The sequence below is a fragment of the Caballeronia insecticola genome, from assembly GCF_000402035.1.
In the GTDB taxonomy this organism is placed as follows: Bacteria; Pseudomonadota; Gammaproteobacteria; order Burkholderiales; family Burkholderiaceae; genus Caballeronia; species Caballeronia insecticola.
Genome location: NC_021287.1, coordinates 998012 through 1012739 on the forward strand (window position 1 = coordinate 998012; position 14728 = coordinate 1012739).

The following is a 14728-nucleotide window of genomic DNA, read 5'->3' on the forward strand; positions in this document are numbered from 1 at the left end:
GACTTACTCCGCATCGCCCGCCGGCCGCGGCGTGCCCATGTCGTTGCGGCCAAAGCGCGCGCGCAGCCGGGCGCCGAGCGAGTCGAACGCGAGATAGATCACGGGCGTCGTGAAGAGCGTGAGCAATTGCGACACGATCAGGCCGCCCACGATCGCGATGCCGAGCGGACGGCGCAACTCCGAGCCCGCGCCCCAGCCGAGCATCAGCGGCAGCGCGCCGAGGAGGGCGGCCATCGTCGTCATGAGAATCGGGCGGAAGCGCAGCAGACACGCCTGAAAGATCGCCTCGCGCGGCGGCTTGCCTTGGTCGCGTTCGGCTTCGAGCGCGAAGTCGATCATCATGATCGCGTTCTTCTTCACGATGCCGATCAAAAGCACGATGCCGATAATGCCGATGATGTCCAGATCGTGCCCGGTGATCATCAGCGAGAGCAGCGCGCCGACGCCCGCCGAGGGCAGCGTGGAGAGAATGGTGATCGGATGGATGAAGCTCTCGTACAGCACGCCAAGCACGATATACATCGTGACGATGGCCGCGAGAATCAGGAACAGCTCGTTCGACAGCGACGCCTGGAACGCGAGCGCCGCGCCCTGGAAGCGGATCTGGAACGACGCCGGCAAGCCGATGTCCGTCTTTGCCTGCTCGATGGACTTCACCGCCTCGCCGAGCGATGCGCCCTTCGCAAGATTGAAGGAGACGGTGGTCGCCGGGAACTGGCCCAGGTGCGTGACGAGCAAGGGCGCCGCGCGCTCATGGAACTTCGCGATGGACGAAAGCGGCACCTGTCCGCTCGTCGCGGTGGAGGAGGGCAGGTAGATGCCGTTGAGCGTCTCGCTGTAGTGCGCGTCCGACGGTTCAGCTTCGAGAATCACGCGGTACTGGTTGGACTGCGTAAAGATTGTCGAAATGATGCGCTGGCCGAAGGCGTCGTAGAGCGCGTTGTCGACGGTCGCCGGCGTGATGCCGAAACGCGCGGCCGTCGCCCGGTCGATCTCGATGTACACCGACTGCCCGTTCTGCTGCAGGTCGGTCGCGACGTCGCTCAACACCGCCGTGTGCTGCAGGCGATCGACGAGCTTCGGCACCCATTCGGCGAACTCGGACGGATTCGGGTCCGTCAGCATGAACTGGTATTGCGTCGGGCTGACGGTGGAATCGATCGTCAGATCCTGCACCGGCTGCATGTAGAGCTTGATGCCGGGAATGTCCGCGACTTCATTCTGAATGGTGCGGATGATTTCGCTCGACGTGTCGCTGCGGTCGTCGCGCGGCTTCAGGTTAATGAGCATGCGCCCGCTGTTGAGCGTGATGTTCGTGCCGTCCACGCCGATGAACGAGGTCAGGCTTTCCACGTCCGGGTTCTGCAGAATCTTTTTCGCGAGCGCCTGCTGCTGCTCGGCCACGGCCTGATAGGAGGCGGCCTGCGGCGCCTGCGTGATCGCCTGGATCACGCCGGTGTCCTGCACCGGGAAGAAGCCCTTCGGAATGAACACGTACAGCACGCCGGTCAGCACGAGCGTGAGCACCGCGACGACGAGCGTTGCGCGCTGGCGTTCGAGCACCCATTCGAGCGCGACGGCGTAGCGCCCGATCACGTAATCGATGAACTGATGCGCGCGCGCCTCGAAGCGTTTGCTGTCTTTCGGCGGCGTGTGGCGCAGGAGCTTCGCGCACATCATCGGCACGAGCGTGAGCGAGACAACCGCCGAAATCACGATGGTCACCGCGAGCGTGATCGCGAATTCGTGGAACAGGCGGCCGACCACGTCGCCCATGAACAGCAGCGGAATCAGCACCGCGATGAGCGAGACCGTCAGCGAGATGATCGTGAAGCCGATCTGCTTGCTGCCCTTCAGCGCGGCTTCGAGCGGCGGATCGCCTTCCTCCACGTATCGCGCGATATTCTCGATCATCACGATGGCGTCATCCACGACGAAACCCGTCGCGATGGTCAGCGCCATCAGCGAGAGATTGTCGAGCGAAAAGCCGCAGAGATACATCACGGCGAGCGTGCCGACCAGCGAAAGCGGCACGGACAAGCTCGGAATGAGCGTGGCGTAGACGTTCGCGAGGAACAGATAGATCACCAGCACGACCAGCACGACGGACAGCGCAAGCTCGAACTGCACGTCGCGCACAGACGCGCGGATGGTCGTGGTGCGGTCGGTCACGACGCGCACGTCGAGCGCCGCGGGAAGCGCCTGCTGCAACTGCGGCAGGATCTTCTTGATGCTGTCGACCACCTGGATCACGTTCGCGCCCGGCTGGCGCTGCACGTTCAGGATGATTGCGGGTGTCGAGTCGACCCACGCGCCGAGCTTGGTATTCTCCGGCCCCTGAACGATGGTCGCGACGTCCGTCAGCATCACCGGGCGGCCGTTGCGGTATGCAACCACGGCGCTTTTGTAGGCGTCGGCGTCGGTCAGCTGATCGTTCGCGTTGATGGTGTAGGCGCGCGTCGGGCCGTCGAAGTTGCCCTTCGGCGTGTTGACGTTGAGGTTGGAAATGGTCGTGCGCAGATCGTCGATATTGAGCCCGTACGACGCCAGCGCGCGCGTGTTCGCCTGAATGCGCACGGCCGGGCGGTTGCCGCCGCTCACCGAAACGAGGCCCACGCCCGCCACTTGCGAAATCTTTTGCGCGAGACGCGTGTCGGCCAGATCCTGCACCTGCGTGAGCGGCAACGTTTTCGAACTGACGGCGAGCGTCATGATCGGCGCGTCGGCGGGATTCACCTTGGCGTAGATCGGCGGCGCGGGCAGGTCGGAGGGCAACAGATTACCCGCGGCGTTGATCGCGGCCTGCACTTCCTGCTCGGCGATATCGAGCGGCAAATCGAGGCTGAACTGCAGCGTGATGACCGATGCCCCCGCCGAACTCTGCGACGACATCTGGTTCAGGCTCGCCATCTGCCCGAACTGCTTTTCGAGCGGCGCGGTGACGCTGGAGGTCATCACGTCGGGTGACGCGCCGGGATAGAACGTCTGTACCTGAATGGTCGGATAGTCGACCTCGGGCAGCGCGGACAGCGGCAGAAAACGCAGCGCGACGAGGCCGACCAGCATGATCGCCGCCATCAGGAGCGCCGTGCCGACCGGGCGCAGAATGAATATACGAGATGGGTTCATGCGGGATGGGTCACGTAAGGCGTGCGGTTACGGCTGCTGCGTTTGCTGACGTCGATGCCCGTGCCGCGCACCCGATGCCCCCGACGCCGGCGCGGCGGCCGAAGCACCCGAGGCACCGGAAGCACCGGAAGCACCCGAGGCCGCCTTCGCCTTCTCGGCCGGGATCGTGATCTTCGCGCCTTCCTTGAGCCGGTCGGAGCCGTCGATCACCACGCGCTCGCCCACCTGCAGGCCGGACTTGATGCTGGTGCGCTCGCCATCGACGGGGCCGGTCTTGACGTTACGCACCGCGACCGTGTTGTCCGGCTTCACCACGTACACGAACGACCCCGACGAGCCGTTCAGCACCGCGGGTGTCGGCACGATGACCGCGTCTTTAATGACATCGACGAGCAGCTTCGTGTTGACGAACTGATTCGGGAAGAGGCCGAGGCCCTTGTTGTCGAACGTGGCACGCAGCTTGACGGTGCCGGTGGTGGTGTCGATCTGATTGTCGACGGTTTCGAGGTAGCCCGATTCGAGCGCCGTGGTGTTCGCGCGGTCGTAGGCCGTGACCGACATCTTCGTGCCCGCGTGCAGCGGCTTCAGGATGGCGGCGAGATTGTCCTCGGAGGTCGTGAAGATCACGCTGATCGGCTGCAACTGCGTAATGACGACGACCCCGTTGGCATCGCCCGTCGTCACGTAGTTGCCCGGATCGACCTGACGCAGGCCCACGCGCCCCGAAACCGGCGCCGTGATGCGCGCGTAGGTGAGATCGAGCTTGTAGGTATCGACGTTCGCCTGGTCGGATTTCACCGCTCCTTCGTACTGCTTGACGAGCGAGGCTTGCGTGTCGACCTGCTGCTTGGCGATGGAGTCCTGCGAGAGCAGCGTCTGATAGCGCTGCAGGTCGAGGCGCGCGGTCTGGAGCAGCGCCTGATCTTTCGCGAGCGTGCCCTCGGCGTTGCGCAGCGAGATTTGATAGGGACGCGGGTCGATCTGCGCGAGCACGTCGCCCTTCTTGACCATCTGACCTTCCGTGAAGGCGACATCGACCAGTATGCCGTTCAACTGCGTCTTGACGGTGACATTGGCAAGCGGCGTGACCGTGCCGAGCGAATTGATGACCACCGGCATTTCGCCTTGCGTGACGGTTGCCACATGCACCGGCTGCGGCTGGTTCGCGGCGTTCGGACCGCCGCGCCGACCGCCCTGACGCGCTTCCTGCTGCGCGCCCGCGCCGCCGCCGTCGCCCCGGTTCCACGGATGCCACCACACGATCGCCCCCGCGACGATCAATGCCGCGATGACGAGCGGCACGATTCTGCGGCGCCGGATCGCGGGTTCGGTGGCGGCGGGGGAAACGGGCGTCGGGCGCGGTTGCCCGGGAGAGTTCTTTTGGTCGTCCATCGGTTCGGTGGCTGGTCTTTCAAATCTGTCGTACGGAGCGCGGACGGGCGGTCATCATTCACGAGTCGGGCGCGCGCGATTCGAGGGCGAATTCAAGCGCGGCGTTCAGCCTCGAGACGCGGCGCGGCGGGCGCGAACGGCCGCGAAAGCGACGTTCGTGGACATGACGGGACCGTTGAGAGCGGGCGGAAAGGCCGTCCGGTCAGGCAGGCGTTTGGCTCCCGGCGCGGCCCCGATGCGCGCGAAGCATGATGCTACGTCCCGCGTTCGGGTCCGTCCACCGGTCATTCTTTCGGCTGATTACGACTGTTACACGCGCCGCTACGCGAGCTTTCGCGACGCCTGCTTGGCGTGGCCGTTCATGTGATCGTCGCGGCGGACCGTTGCTGGCCGCGTAGTTTAACCGGCGGCGCGAGCCGGAGGCGCGACGAAGGCCGCCGTGTGCGAACCGCCGATCTCGCGCACGATCAGCCCGATGCATTCGAGCAGCGCGGGCGCGATATCCCCGATCAGAACTTCGCGTGGGCATTGATGCGCGGCGCCGCCGCAGTTGACGGCGTAGCGTTCCTCCGACGGGCCGATGAAGCCCGCCGCCACCGCATTCAGCCCGTCGTGCCATTCGCCGATCGAGATCGCGAAGCCCAGGCGCAGCGCTTCGTCGAGGCCGCGTTGCAGGCTGCCCGCGATGGTGGGCCAGTCATCGCCCGATGCGGTCTGCAGGCTGCCGATAAGCGCGCGGCGTTCCGGGTCCGTGAGCGCGGCGAGATAGGCGCGCCCGACGGACGTGCGGCTCATGTCCATCCGGCCGCCGACTTCGAGCCGCGACACGAGGACGGCGGAGCGCGGCCGGATGGCGTCGATCACGACCATCTCGAGCCGGTCGCGCACGGCCAGATGCACGGAAAGCCCGGTGAGTTCGGCAAGGCGGATGAGAAACGGCCTCGCCCGAGCACGAATATCGAAATTACGTAAGAATCCGTTGCTCAGTTCGAGCACGGACGCGGTGAGGACGAAACGCTCGCTGTCGGGCAGTTGAAACAGGAGTCCCGCACCCACCAGCGTGGCCGTGATGCGTGAGACCGTCGGCTTCGGAATGCCCGTCCAGTCGGTCAGTTCTCGATTGCTGACGGGGGCGTCCGCGGCAGCGATACGGCGCAGTACGTCGAGTCCGCGGGCGAGTGCCGTGACTTCCTCGCCGTCCTTTTCGCGGATTCTTTCTTTACCCGATGACCGATCGTTTTGCATGTGCACTTGTTTTTTTGAAACATCGTTTCGTTTGACGGTTCAGTGACATTCTACAAGGTGCAGTGCCGAAACTTGCGGGAGATGCAAACATCCGCAATAAGGTGTATCAGCGATGAAACTTTTCACGCCGTGTTTCGGCCCGGACGAAAGTTGGGCACTTGCTCGTAGTCAGAAATTTTGCTTGACTTGGGCAGCGATCCCGGAAAAAATGGAACCGAATTTCGAAACTGGGCGACGACGTGTGCGAATGCACTTTCCGTCCGAGGCTTCGGGATACAGGCTCTCAGGTTCTAGCACGGCCCTCGGAATGGCTAGAACTTTTAAGGCGCTACGGAAACGTAGCGCCTTTTTTTTCGCCTGATCGATATGCTTTGACCCGAATATACCCGCAAAGCAGGACGCCGGGTGGAGCGATCAAAGCCCCGCGAAGAGCCGTTGGCGAGCGAAGCGCCCGCGCAACGAGTCAGTGCAGATCGGTGAATACGCGGCGCTGCCGGAGCAGGCGTCGGCCGCGAAAGATCCAATAGATGCCCGCGAGCGCGAGCGCCGCGGAAACGCCCAGGACGAACAGCGGGGAAATGCGTTCAGGTGCCGGCGGACTGGTCAGGACAATCAGCGCCGTAAAAAACGCGGCGGCCGCCTGATAGAAGGAGCGCGTTGCCAGGTTGCGGCGCATGCGCACCGTGTTGAAACGAGAGACGGGGGCACGAGTGAACGGCTCGAACAGCATCAGCCCTGCGACGAGAGCGATGGCGAGATTCATGAAGAGCATGGCGGGAAGATTCAGTCGGGGCAATTACGCCGGCGAATATATGCCAACCCGCTACTTCGCCAGAACCAGACGCCTCCTAAATGTAGAGGGAATGGTCTATTTGTCACGCTCGATAGCCGTACATTTCCGCACCGGCGAGGTTGCCTGTGATGCAAGGTTGCGCCGTCCAAGTCGGAGTTGCGAAAAACCCGGCAAATCGCCCGATGGCGGCCAAACCGACGAAGGCCCGACGCACGGTTTTCGACAGCCTTTCGCGGCGCGCGGCCGTACCGACAGCGTATGATGAGCGCCAGTTTTCGAAGCGGAATTCGCCGTGCGCCGGATTCCGCAGGCGTGCGCCCGGATGCGCACATGTTCAGTAGAAGGCAATACCATGCAGATGACTCTCTCGACCCGAATCGTAGTCGCCCTCGCGGCACTCGGCGTTCTCGCCGCTTGCGAAAAACACGACGCAACGGCCGGCCAGGCCGCCAGCGCACTCAATAATCTGGCGAGCCAGACCAGCCAGAAATTCGATCAGGCGGCGAGCTACGTCGGCCAGAAGGTCGACGCGGCCAAACAGTCGACGCAGCAAAATATCGACAATGCCGGCTCGATGCCCGATGTCTCCGCGAGCAGCGTCGCCGCGTCGGCGCGCGCGAACTTCGACAACGCGGCGAGCGCCACGAATGCCGCCATCAACAACGCCGCGAGCGCAACCGGCGCGGGTCTTCAGTCGGCGGGGCGGAAATTGCAGGAATGGTCGGCGGCGAGCGGCGGCGCGTCGAATACCCAGGCGGCTACGCAGGCCGGTACGCAGGCGTCCGACGCCGCTCCCGCCACGGGCAGCGGCACGCGCACCGAAATGGACAAATGAGGGATAAATAAGGCTGCGCGGCGTGTTTTGTCTGAAGAATCAAGGCACGGCCGCTTAACATTCGGTTACGTCCGTGTTGGGCGGCGTGCATGCGGCAGCCGCTAAACTGGCGGTCTTTCGAAAATCGAGACCGTTATGAAGTCACGCAAGCTCGCGGATGTCCGCGAGTCGGCGACTGTCGCGATATTCTGGATGGCAGCTTTCGCACATCTTCGCGCAACGCTGCGTCAGTCTTTGCGCGCGTCGTCGCCGATCCTGGCCGCATTGGCCACATGGGCCGCACTCGCCGCGTCGCTCCTGCTCGCGGCGCCGGCCGCCCACGCGGGGCCCGCTCTCACGCTGCCTTCGTTCGAGGAACTGATCAAGCCGGCCGCGCCCGCATCGGCGCCGGAGGCCGCTTCGAGCGCGTCCGATGCCGACATGGTCCGCTCGCTCGACACCGTCATTTCCACGCTCGACAGCGACAAGCAACGCGCCGCGCTCGTCGCGCAACTGAAGCGTCTGCGCGAAGCCAAGCGCGCCGCCGAAGCCGGTGGGCCCGCGTCGGGCGCGGCAACGGTGCCCGCAACCACCGACGCCGCGGCGAGCGGCGGCGCATCGTCGGGCACGCAGGCCGGCGCGCCGACATCATCGAGTTCGACGGCTTCCTCGGTCGTAGCGACGATGGCGCAGAACGCCGGGCTGCTCGGCGCGATCGCGTCGGCGCTCACCAACATCGAAGCGGACGTGAAGCGCGGCAAGACGCCGATCGCGTATTGGGGCGGGCGTTTCAACGCGGCCGGCAACGAGCTCTTCACGATCGTCACGAGCCAGAGCCGCGAATCGTTCGGCCGCACGCTCTTCAACTACTTCGCGACGCTCGCGGGCTGGGGCGCGTGCGCATTCGTGCTGGTCTATATCCAGCGGCGCGTGCAGGCGCGCTACGGCATCGACAGCGGTTTGCATTCGAATCCGACCACGCGCGAGTTGCTGTTCTTCACGATGCGCCGCGTCGCGCCGTATGTGGTCGCGTTCGTCGCGGCGCTGAGCTTCACGCACTACATGCCGGCGTCGCTCGGCCGCACGCTCGCGATGGTCACCGCCTACGCGATCGTCGCGGGCGCGGTGTTCTCGGCGATCTGCCTCATCATGTTCTCGCTGTTCGGCTCGGCGCATCGCCGGGTCGCGGTGAACGTGCTGATCATCCACGCGCGACGGCTGCTGTTTCTGATCGGCACGCTCGGCGCGCTCGGCGACGCCGCCGCCAACTACGACGTCGCGCAGCAGCTCGGCACCAATCTCTCCGCGCTCATCTCGACCTGCGCCAACATGGGCGCGGCCGGTCTCACCGCGTACTTCGCGCTCGCGTTCCAGCGGCCGGTCGCGCATCTGATCCGCAGCCGCAGTTACGAGCAGCGCAACACGCGCAAGGCCGCGACCGAGACCTTCGAAGTGGTCGCGTCGCTGTGGCAGGTGCCGTTGCTGTTGCTCGCGTCGGCGTCGGTGGTGGCGACGCTCATGGGCATCGGCACGTCCGAGAACGTCCTGCAGATGGCGATCGCGACCGCCGGCCTGCTCGTCGTCGCGTTCTTTCTCTCGGCGATCGTCGTGCGCATCACGCGGCCCAAGTCGAAACGGCCGCGCCGGCAATCGGCGTATGTGCGCAGGCTGATCAAGTTCGTCGGCACGATGATCGTGGTCGGCGTCTGGCTCGTGTTCCTCGAATTGTCGTCGCGTTTCTGGGGCTTTTCGCTTGCGCACATGGCCGAGGAGAGCGTCGCCGCGCGCGGCATCGCGCACGCGGTCGCGATGATCGTGCTGACGTTCTTCGTCGTGTGGCTCGTGTGGATTCTTATCGATACGGGCATTCAGGAAGCGCTGCGGCCCGACACGGCGCGCCGTGGCGCGCGCGGCCCGAGCATGCGCGCGCGCACCATGTTGCCGCTCGTGCGCAACGTCGTGTTCGTGTTACTGCTGATGGTCGCCGCAATCGTGACGGCCGCGAATCTCGGCCTGAACGTGACGCCGCTGCTCGCGGGCGCGGGCGTGATCGGGCTTGCGGTCGGTTTCGGCGCGCAGTCGCTGGTCGCGGATCTGATCACGGGTTTGTTCATCATCATCGAGGACACGATTTCCGTCGGCGATTCGATCGAGGTGGAAGGCGGGCACGCGGGCATCGTGGAGAGTTTGACGATCCGCACCGTGCGCCTGCGCGACGGCCAAGGCGCGATTCACGCCATTCCGTTCTCGCAGATCAAGACGGTGAAAAATCTGTCGCGCGATTTCGCGTATGCGGTGTTCGAGGTGCGCCTGCCGTTTACTGCCGACGTCGATGAAGTCACGGAGATGATCCGCGAAGTCGGCGCCGACATGATGTCCGACTTCCGCTACCGGCTTGAAATGCTGGGCCCGGTGGAAGTGTGGGGCCTCGACCGTTTCGATCCGAACTGGATGGTCGTCAAAGGCCAGATCAAGACGCGGCCGCTGCAGCAATGGAGCGTCGCGCGGGCGTTCAATCTGCGCATCAAGCGCAAGATGGACGAGGCGGGCATGGAGATTCCGGTGCCGCAGATGCACGTTCAGATGACGCGCGATGCAATGCTCGGCGATGCCGCAGCGTTCGGGCGCGAGCGCGCGCGGCGCATCTGGACGGCCGAGGCGCCGCCGCCTGCGGATGACGAAGCGGAACTGGCGGTCGGCCGGGATGTTCCGCGCGAGGCGAAAGGCGCGTCGGCCGCGCGCGATGTCTCACACGAACCGCAGCCGGCGCCGCCGCCCACGGATCAGTCGGTGCCGATTCCGCCGCAGATCCCGACCGCATCCGAGCCCGGCAAGGGCTGAGCGGCGGATGTTTCGTCGACCTGGGTTCAGGCGGCGAGCAGATCGTTGACGTGCGTGGCGATCTGCTCGCCCGCGACGCCGTAAATATGCAGCGACACGGCGCGCGAGGCGGCATCGGCGGGATTGCCGAGCTGGTGAATCGCGCCGCGTCCGGCATCCACATAGGAGACCGCGCCCGCCGCGCGCGGATGGCGGCGCGTCTCCTGCGCGCAATGCGCTTCGGCGTCCCATCGATAAAGCGTTTCGGCGAGCGCGCCTTCGATCACCGCGTAGCCGCACCATGTCCGATGCCCGTGCACCGGACTCGCCTGACCCGGTTCCCAGACCAGCGCGGCGATCGCGTAGCGATTCAGCGGATCGGCTGCGAGCAGATGACGGCAATAGCCCTGCGCGCTGCCGATCCGCTGCTCCGGCCGCAGAAGTTCCGGGTCGGCGATCGCGGTTTGCAGCGCCGTGCGCACGCGCTGTCCAAACGAAATTTTCGCGCTGGCTTCGGTGGCGGCAAAAGCGGCATCGATCTCGCGGCACAACTGAACGAGCGCACGGCCCGGTTCGCCGCGCGTTCCGTGGATCGGCGAGCTTGCCGCGAAAGGCCGCTGCGTGCGGCTGACATGTTCGAGTTGCATAGTATTCAGGCCGTTTTGTGATGGCGGTTCATACGGCTCATTTATACCGGCTTGCCTCCAGAATTAGTTTCCATATAATTCCGCTCGGACATCGAGAAATAGAATAATTTCCTACAAGGGGTGGAGCATGGGAATGGACCTCATCGACCGCAAGCTGCTCGAATTGCTCCAGACCGATGTAACGATGCCCATCGCCGAACTTGCGCAGCGGGTGAATCTGTCGCAGACACCGTGCTGGAAGCGCGTGCAACGGCTGAAAGAGACGGGTGTGATTCGCGCGCAGGTGGCGCTGTGCGACCCGAAAAAGCTGGGCGTCGGCACAACGGTGTTCGTCGCGGTGCGCACCAACCAGCACACGCAGACCTGGGCGGAAGATTTCACGCGCGCGGTGCGCGACATTCCGGAAGTGGTCGAGGTGTACCGGATGAGCGGTGAGACCGACTATCTGCTGCGCGTCGTCGTCTCCGATATCGACGATTACGACCGCGTCTACAAGCTGCTCATTCGCGCGGTGCCGCTATACGACGTCAGTTCGAGCTTCGCGATGGAGCAGATCAAGTACTCGACGGCGCTGCCGGTGCGTCCGACCGCGGACTATCCGTAATCTGTACATGCGCGGCGGATGACGCAAAAGAAAAAAGCCGCCCGGGGAGGGCGGCGCAACACGTCCGGTCACTAGGTATCCCGATTCTGCCCCTTGCAGCCCTCGCCGGGATCGGACGTGCATGGAATCGTGAGTAGTATCGTCATTCGCGCGGGGAGCGTTCAAGCGCGGCGGTGCAGCAGTGAATTTCGCGGGTGGCGTGCGGGTTTCGCAACGGCGCGAGCCTGAGCGCCGCAAAACGTAGCAGATCGCGGCAGATTGCAGAAGATGGCAATAGCTCGCGCGCTCGTCCGCCCGCAAGCCATGTTCGCAACCCAACTGAAAACCAACGCGGGTACCATGTCGCGTTCAATCCCGAAAACGCGTCAAGAACCGCATCGCCCCATGATCGACGACTCCCGCGACCCCCGCCGCCCGCACGGTAATCCCAAGAAAAATCCGACGCGCGCGGTGAGCGTGTTCATCGTCGTGGTGGTGCTGCTCGTGATCGGCACGGTTTTGTTCAACGCGATCCGCGAAAAACGCGAGTTCGATCAGGAAAACGCGCAACCGTCCGCCGCGAGCGACGTGCGCCCGGCGGTGCCGGCGATCGGCGCATCGCATTAAAGCGGACTCACACCGGGGAGCTACACCGGCAAGCGGATCTGCGCGGCGTCCTTTTCGATGAGCGTCGAGGCCGTCAGCATCTGCTTGCACTGATGCGCCAGCAATTTCAGGTCGTGAAGCGCGTCGGCGGGCAGGGACTGCGCGCGCTCGGCGGCAACGACCATCGTGTCGAGTTCGCGTCGCAATTCCTTGAGGGCATCGGTCTGCGCGGGCGGCGCATCGGGCTTTGGTGCCGCCGGCAATTCGTCCTGCGCGAACGCGAGGTTGTCGCGGACCACGCCGAACGTGCGCTGCACCGGCTCGAACGGCTGGCCGTCCGCCTCATTGAGCGATTGCAACAGCGGCGCGGCGGCCGTGATCTGCGAGGCGAGCACGTGACTCTGCACGAGCAGGTCGTTGAGTTCGGCGACATACCTTTGCTGCGCCTTCGGTTCCAGCATCATGCGCTGGAACGCCTGCGCGAGATTGGCGAACGCGATATGCACGTTCTTGCGCGCAAGGCGATACCGATAATCGCGATCGAGCGCGGTTGCGGCGACCGTCGCTGCGGCGGAGGCGCCCTTGGTCGCGGTTGCCGCCGTGCTCTCGCCGATGCTCACCGACGACAAACGCTGCGCCGTCGCCGTCGCGGCTTTCACGGCGGAATCCGCGACGAGATCGGGCTCGAGCGGCGGCGTACTGGCTAACGGTTCATTCGCGGCTTCGGCGGTCACGGCCACGGGTTGCGCAACAGTCTCGACCACAGTCGATGACGATGACGACGCCACCGCGCCCGCATTCGCATCAGCGAAAACGGCGCGCTCGACGGGCGTTTCGACTGCACCAGCCACCGAGGAAGCCGCCGCCGTCGCAGAAGCCGCCCGCGCCTTGTCCGCCTGAGAGGCCGGCTTCGCCTTCCAATACCAGCTTGCTTCCAGATAATTGCGCGTGGCGGCGAGCAGATCCTTCACGAGCTTGCCCATCAGGCGATATTCCCAGTACGGGAACAGATGGCTCGCCGCGATAGCGATCGCGCAACCGACCACCGTGTCGATCGCGCGCTCGCCGATCAGACGCAGGCTGCCCGGTGCGAGCAGATGGAACATCAAAAGCACATACGACGACGTGAACACCACGCTTGCCGCATAGTTGAAGAGCAGCAGGCTGTAGCTCATCACCATCGACGCGAACATCACGATGAGCAGGATATGCGGCTCCTTCACGAACAAAATCAGCGCGATGGTGACCGCGCAGCCGATCGCCGTACCGATGATCCGCTGCGTATTGCGCTGCTTGGTGAGCGAGTAGCCGGGCTTCAGAATGATGACGGTCGTCATCACGATCCAGTAGGCGTTGGTAAGCGGCAGCAGCCGCCCGAGCCAGAAGCCGACGCCCACCGCGATCGTCACGCGCAGCGCGTGGCGGAAGCTGGGCGAAGCCATCGTCAGGTTCGAAAAGATCTGCATGAACGGCACGCGGCGGCTCGAGATGAAACGCGAGAGCGCGTGATCGATCTGCAATTCGGTTTCGGTCGGGCTGGCGTCGCCGCGTGTGCGGCGGCGCATTTTGTCGATGAGGCGCGTCGCGCTCCACAGACGCCTGAACACGGCCGCCGCCGCCGTGTAAGCCTCCGGATTCTTCTCCGGCAGGCCGTGCTTACGCATCAGTTCGAGTTCGTATTCGATCGCGCGCAGTTCGGCCTTCATGCTGATTTGCCGGGGCGCCGGATTATTTTGCAGCACCGCGAGCCCGATCTCCTCCAGATCGGCACTCGCCTTTCTCATCAGATCCCGATAGAAAATCAGCACGTCCGAGCCCGCAAAGGTCTTGCGCACGAGCGGATAATCCGTGTGCGCGCCGACAAAGAACTCGTGCAGATCCACCACGTTGATAAACAGATTGAAGAGCCGCGCGCGCCGCGGGTCGAGCTTGCCGCTCTTCACCTTCGGCAGATTGCGCAGCACGATATCGCGCGCCGCTTCCTGGCGCTCGACCGCCGCGATCTGCTTTTCGATGAGCACGCGATAGCATTCGTCGAGATCGGCGTCGCCATCGTAGAAATTCGCGCGCGCGAGCAAATACTCCGCGCAACTGAAGATGCTCTCGGCCAACGCCTGCTGCTCGATGCGATACACGAGCAGACGGCTCACGAGCGTCGCCCAGTACGTGTACCAGAGGCCGCCCACGAGAATCCACGAGGCGTTGATGAGCGCCTGCATCGGCGTGAAATGCTCCTCCAGCGTGACGATCATCATGAAGAGCGTCGCGAAGCTGATTTGCGGCCAGCGGTATCCATACACGACGATCAGCGACAGCACGAAAGTCAGCGGCACGACGGTCAGCCAGAGCGTCAACGGATGCGCCGTGGCGATGCCGGTGGCGAGCGCCGCGACAAAGCCGATCAGCGTGCACGCGAGCATCTCGTTGTGCTTGTGCTTGAGCGGCCCGGGCATGTCGACGACGCACGCCCCGAGCGCGCCGGTCGCAATTGTGAAACCAAGCTCGCGATTGTGAAAAACGATGAGCATCAGAACGGCGGGCAGCGACACGCCCAAAGCGATGCGCAAACCGCCGAAGAAATACTGGCTGTAAATGAACTTCCTGATTTCGAACGAATAGCGCATCGACTTCCTGTTTGACGCTCGTTGATGTCTGCCTTGCTGTCTGTTTGATGTCACGTTGACGAGGCGAGATCGAGT

The 14728-nt window shown here is 64.3% G+C and carries 10 protein-coding genes; 4 read left to right on the top strand and 6 right to left on the bottom strand.

Annotated elements, in window-relative coordinates; genetic code table 11:
- Positions 1-3 precede the first annotated feature (3 nt).
- From BRPE64_RS04590 to BRPE64_RS04605, 4 genes are all read right to left on the bottom strand, one after another.
- Positions 4-3129: an MdtB/MuxB family multidrug efflux RND transporter permease subunit gene (locus BRPE64_RS04590; protein ID WP_016344859.1), complete on the bottom strand. Its 3126-nt coding sequence runs from the start codon at positions 3127-3129 to the stop codon at positions 4-6.
- Between the two features lie 27 nt (positions 3130-3156).
- Positions 3157-4521, bottom strand: a complete 1365-nt coding sequence (locus BRPE64_RS04595; protein WP_016344860.1) for an MdtA/MuxA family multidrug efflux RND transporter periplasmic adaptor subunit — start codon at positions 4519-4521, stop codon at positions 3157-3159.
- A 399-nt stretch (positions 4522-4920) separates the two neighbouring features.
- Positions 4921-5766 (bottom strand): IclR family transcriptional regulator, encoded by an 846-nt coding sequence (locus tag BRPE64_RS04600; protein WP_051180298.1) that lies wholly within the window; start codon positions 5764-5766, stop codon positions 4921-4923.
- A gap of 463 nt (positions 5767-6229) precedes the next feature.
- Positions 6230-6529: a hypothetical protein gene (locus BRPE64_RS04605; protein ID WP_144063319.1), complete on the bottom strand. Its 300-nt coding sequence runs from the start codon at positions 6527-6529 to the stop codon at positions 6230-6232.
- Positions 6530-6851: 322 nt separating this feature from the next.
- Between BRPE64_RS04605 and BRPE64_RS04610 the strand changes: the two genes are divergently transcribed.
- Entirely contained in the window at positions 6852-7394 is a 543-nt protein-coding gene (locus BRPE64_RS04610) for a hypothetical protein (protein WP_332443722.1), read from the top strand.
- A 135-nt stretch (positions 7395-7529) separates the two neighbouring features.
- On the top strand, positions 7530-10214 hold the full coding sequence (locus BRPE64_RS04615) for a mechanosensitive ion channel family protein (protein ID WP_016344865.1): 2685 nt from the start codon (positions 7530-7532) through the stop codon (positions 10212-10214).
- A gap of 26 nt (positions 10215-10240) precedes the next feature.
- Here BRPE64_RS04615 and BRPE64_RS04620 read toward each other — a convergent pair whose 3' ends face one another.
- On the bottom strand, positions 10241-10840 hold the full coding sequence (locus BRPE64_RS04620) for a cysteine dioxygenase family protein (protein WP_016344866.1): 600 nt from the start codon (positions 10838-10840) through the stop codon (positions 10241-10243).
- A gap of 127 nt (positions 10841-10967) precedes the next feature.
- Between BRPE64_RS04620 and BRPE64_RS04625 the strand changes: the two genes are divergently transcribed.
- Both BRPE64_RS04625 and BRPE64_RS04630 read left to right on the top strand, forming a co-directional pair.
- The gene (locus tag BRPE64_RS04625; RefSeq protein WP_044041249.1) at positions 10968-11444 is read left to right on the top strand and encodes an Lrp/AsnC family transcriptional regulator; all 477 of its coding nucleotides are present in this window, start codon (positions 10968-10970) and stop codon (positions 11442-11444) included.
- Between the two features lie 384 nt (positions 11445-11828).
- Entirely contained in the window at positions 11829-12050 is a 222-nt protein-coding gene (locus tag BRPE64_RS04630; protein WP_016344868.1) for a hypothetical protein, read from the top strand.
- 20 nt (positions 12051-12070) lie between these two features.
- Here BRPE64_RS04630 and BRPE64_RS04635 read toward each other — a convergent pair whose 3' ends face one another.
- Complete coding sequence (locus BRPE64_RS04635; RefSeq protein ID WP_016344869.1) at positions 12071-14653, bottom strand: FUSC family protein; 2583 nt, start codon at positions 14651-14653, stop codon at positions 12071-12073.
- Between the last annotated feature and the right edge of the window lie 75 nt (positions 14654-14728).

What these genes read in the sequence shown, in the direction of transcription:
- BRPE64_RS04590 (WP_016344859.1), bottom strand. Translation starts at nt 3,129, where the DNA reads ATGAACCCATCTCGTATATTCATTCTGCGCCCGGTCGGCACGGCGCTC.
- BRPE64_RS04595 (WP_016344860.1), bottom strand. Translation starts at nt 4,521, where the DNA reads ATGGACGACCAAAAGAACTCTCCCGGGCAACCGCGCCCGACGCCCGTT.
- BRPE64_RS04600 (WP_051180298.1), bottom strand. Translation starts at nt 5,766, where the DNA reads ATGCAAAACGATCGGTCATCGGGTAAAGAAAGAATCCGCGAAAAGGAC.
- BRPE64_RS04605 (WP_144063319.1), bottom strand. Translation starts at nt 6,529, where the DNA reads ATGAATCTCGCCATCGCTCTCGTCGCAGGGCTGATGCTGTTCGAGCCG.
- BRPE64_RS04615 (WP_016344865.1), top strand. Translation starts at nt 7,530, where the DNA reads ATGAAGTCACGCAAGCTCGCGGATGTCCGCGAGTCGGCGACTGTCGCG.
- BRPE64_RS04620 (WP_016344866.1), bottom strand. Translation starts at nt 10,840, where the DNA reads ATGCAACTCGAACATGTCAGCCGCACGCAGCGGCCTTTCGCGGCAAGC.
- BRPE64_RS04625 (WP_044041249.1), top strand. Translation starts at nt 10,968, where the DNA reads ATGGGAATGGACCTCATCGACCGCAAGCTGCTCGAATTGCTCCAGACC.
- BRPE64_RS04630 (WP_016344868.1), top strand. Translation starts at nt 11,829, where the DNA reads ATGATCGACGACTCCCGCGACCCCCGCCGCCCGCACGGTAATCCCAAG.
- BRPE64_RS04635 (WP_016344869.1), bottom strand. Translation starts at nt 14,653, where the DNA reads ATGCGCTATTCGTTCGAAATCAGGAAGTTCATTTACAGCCAGTATTTC.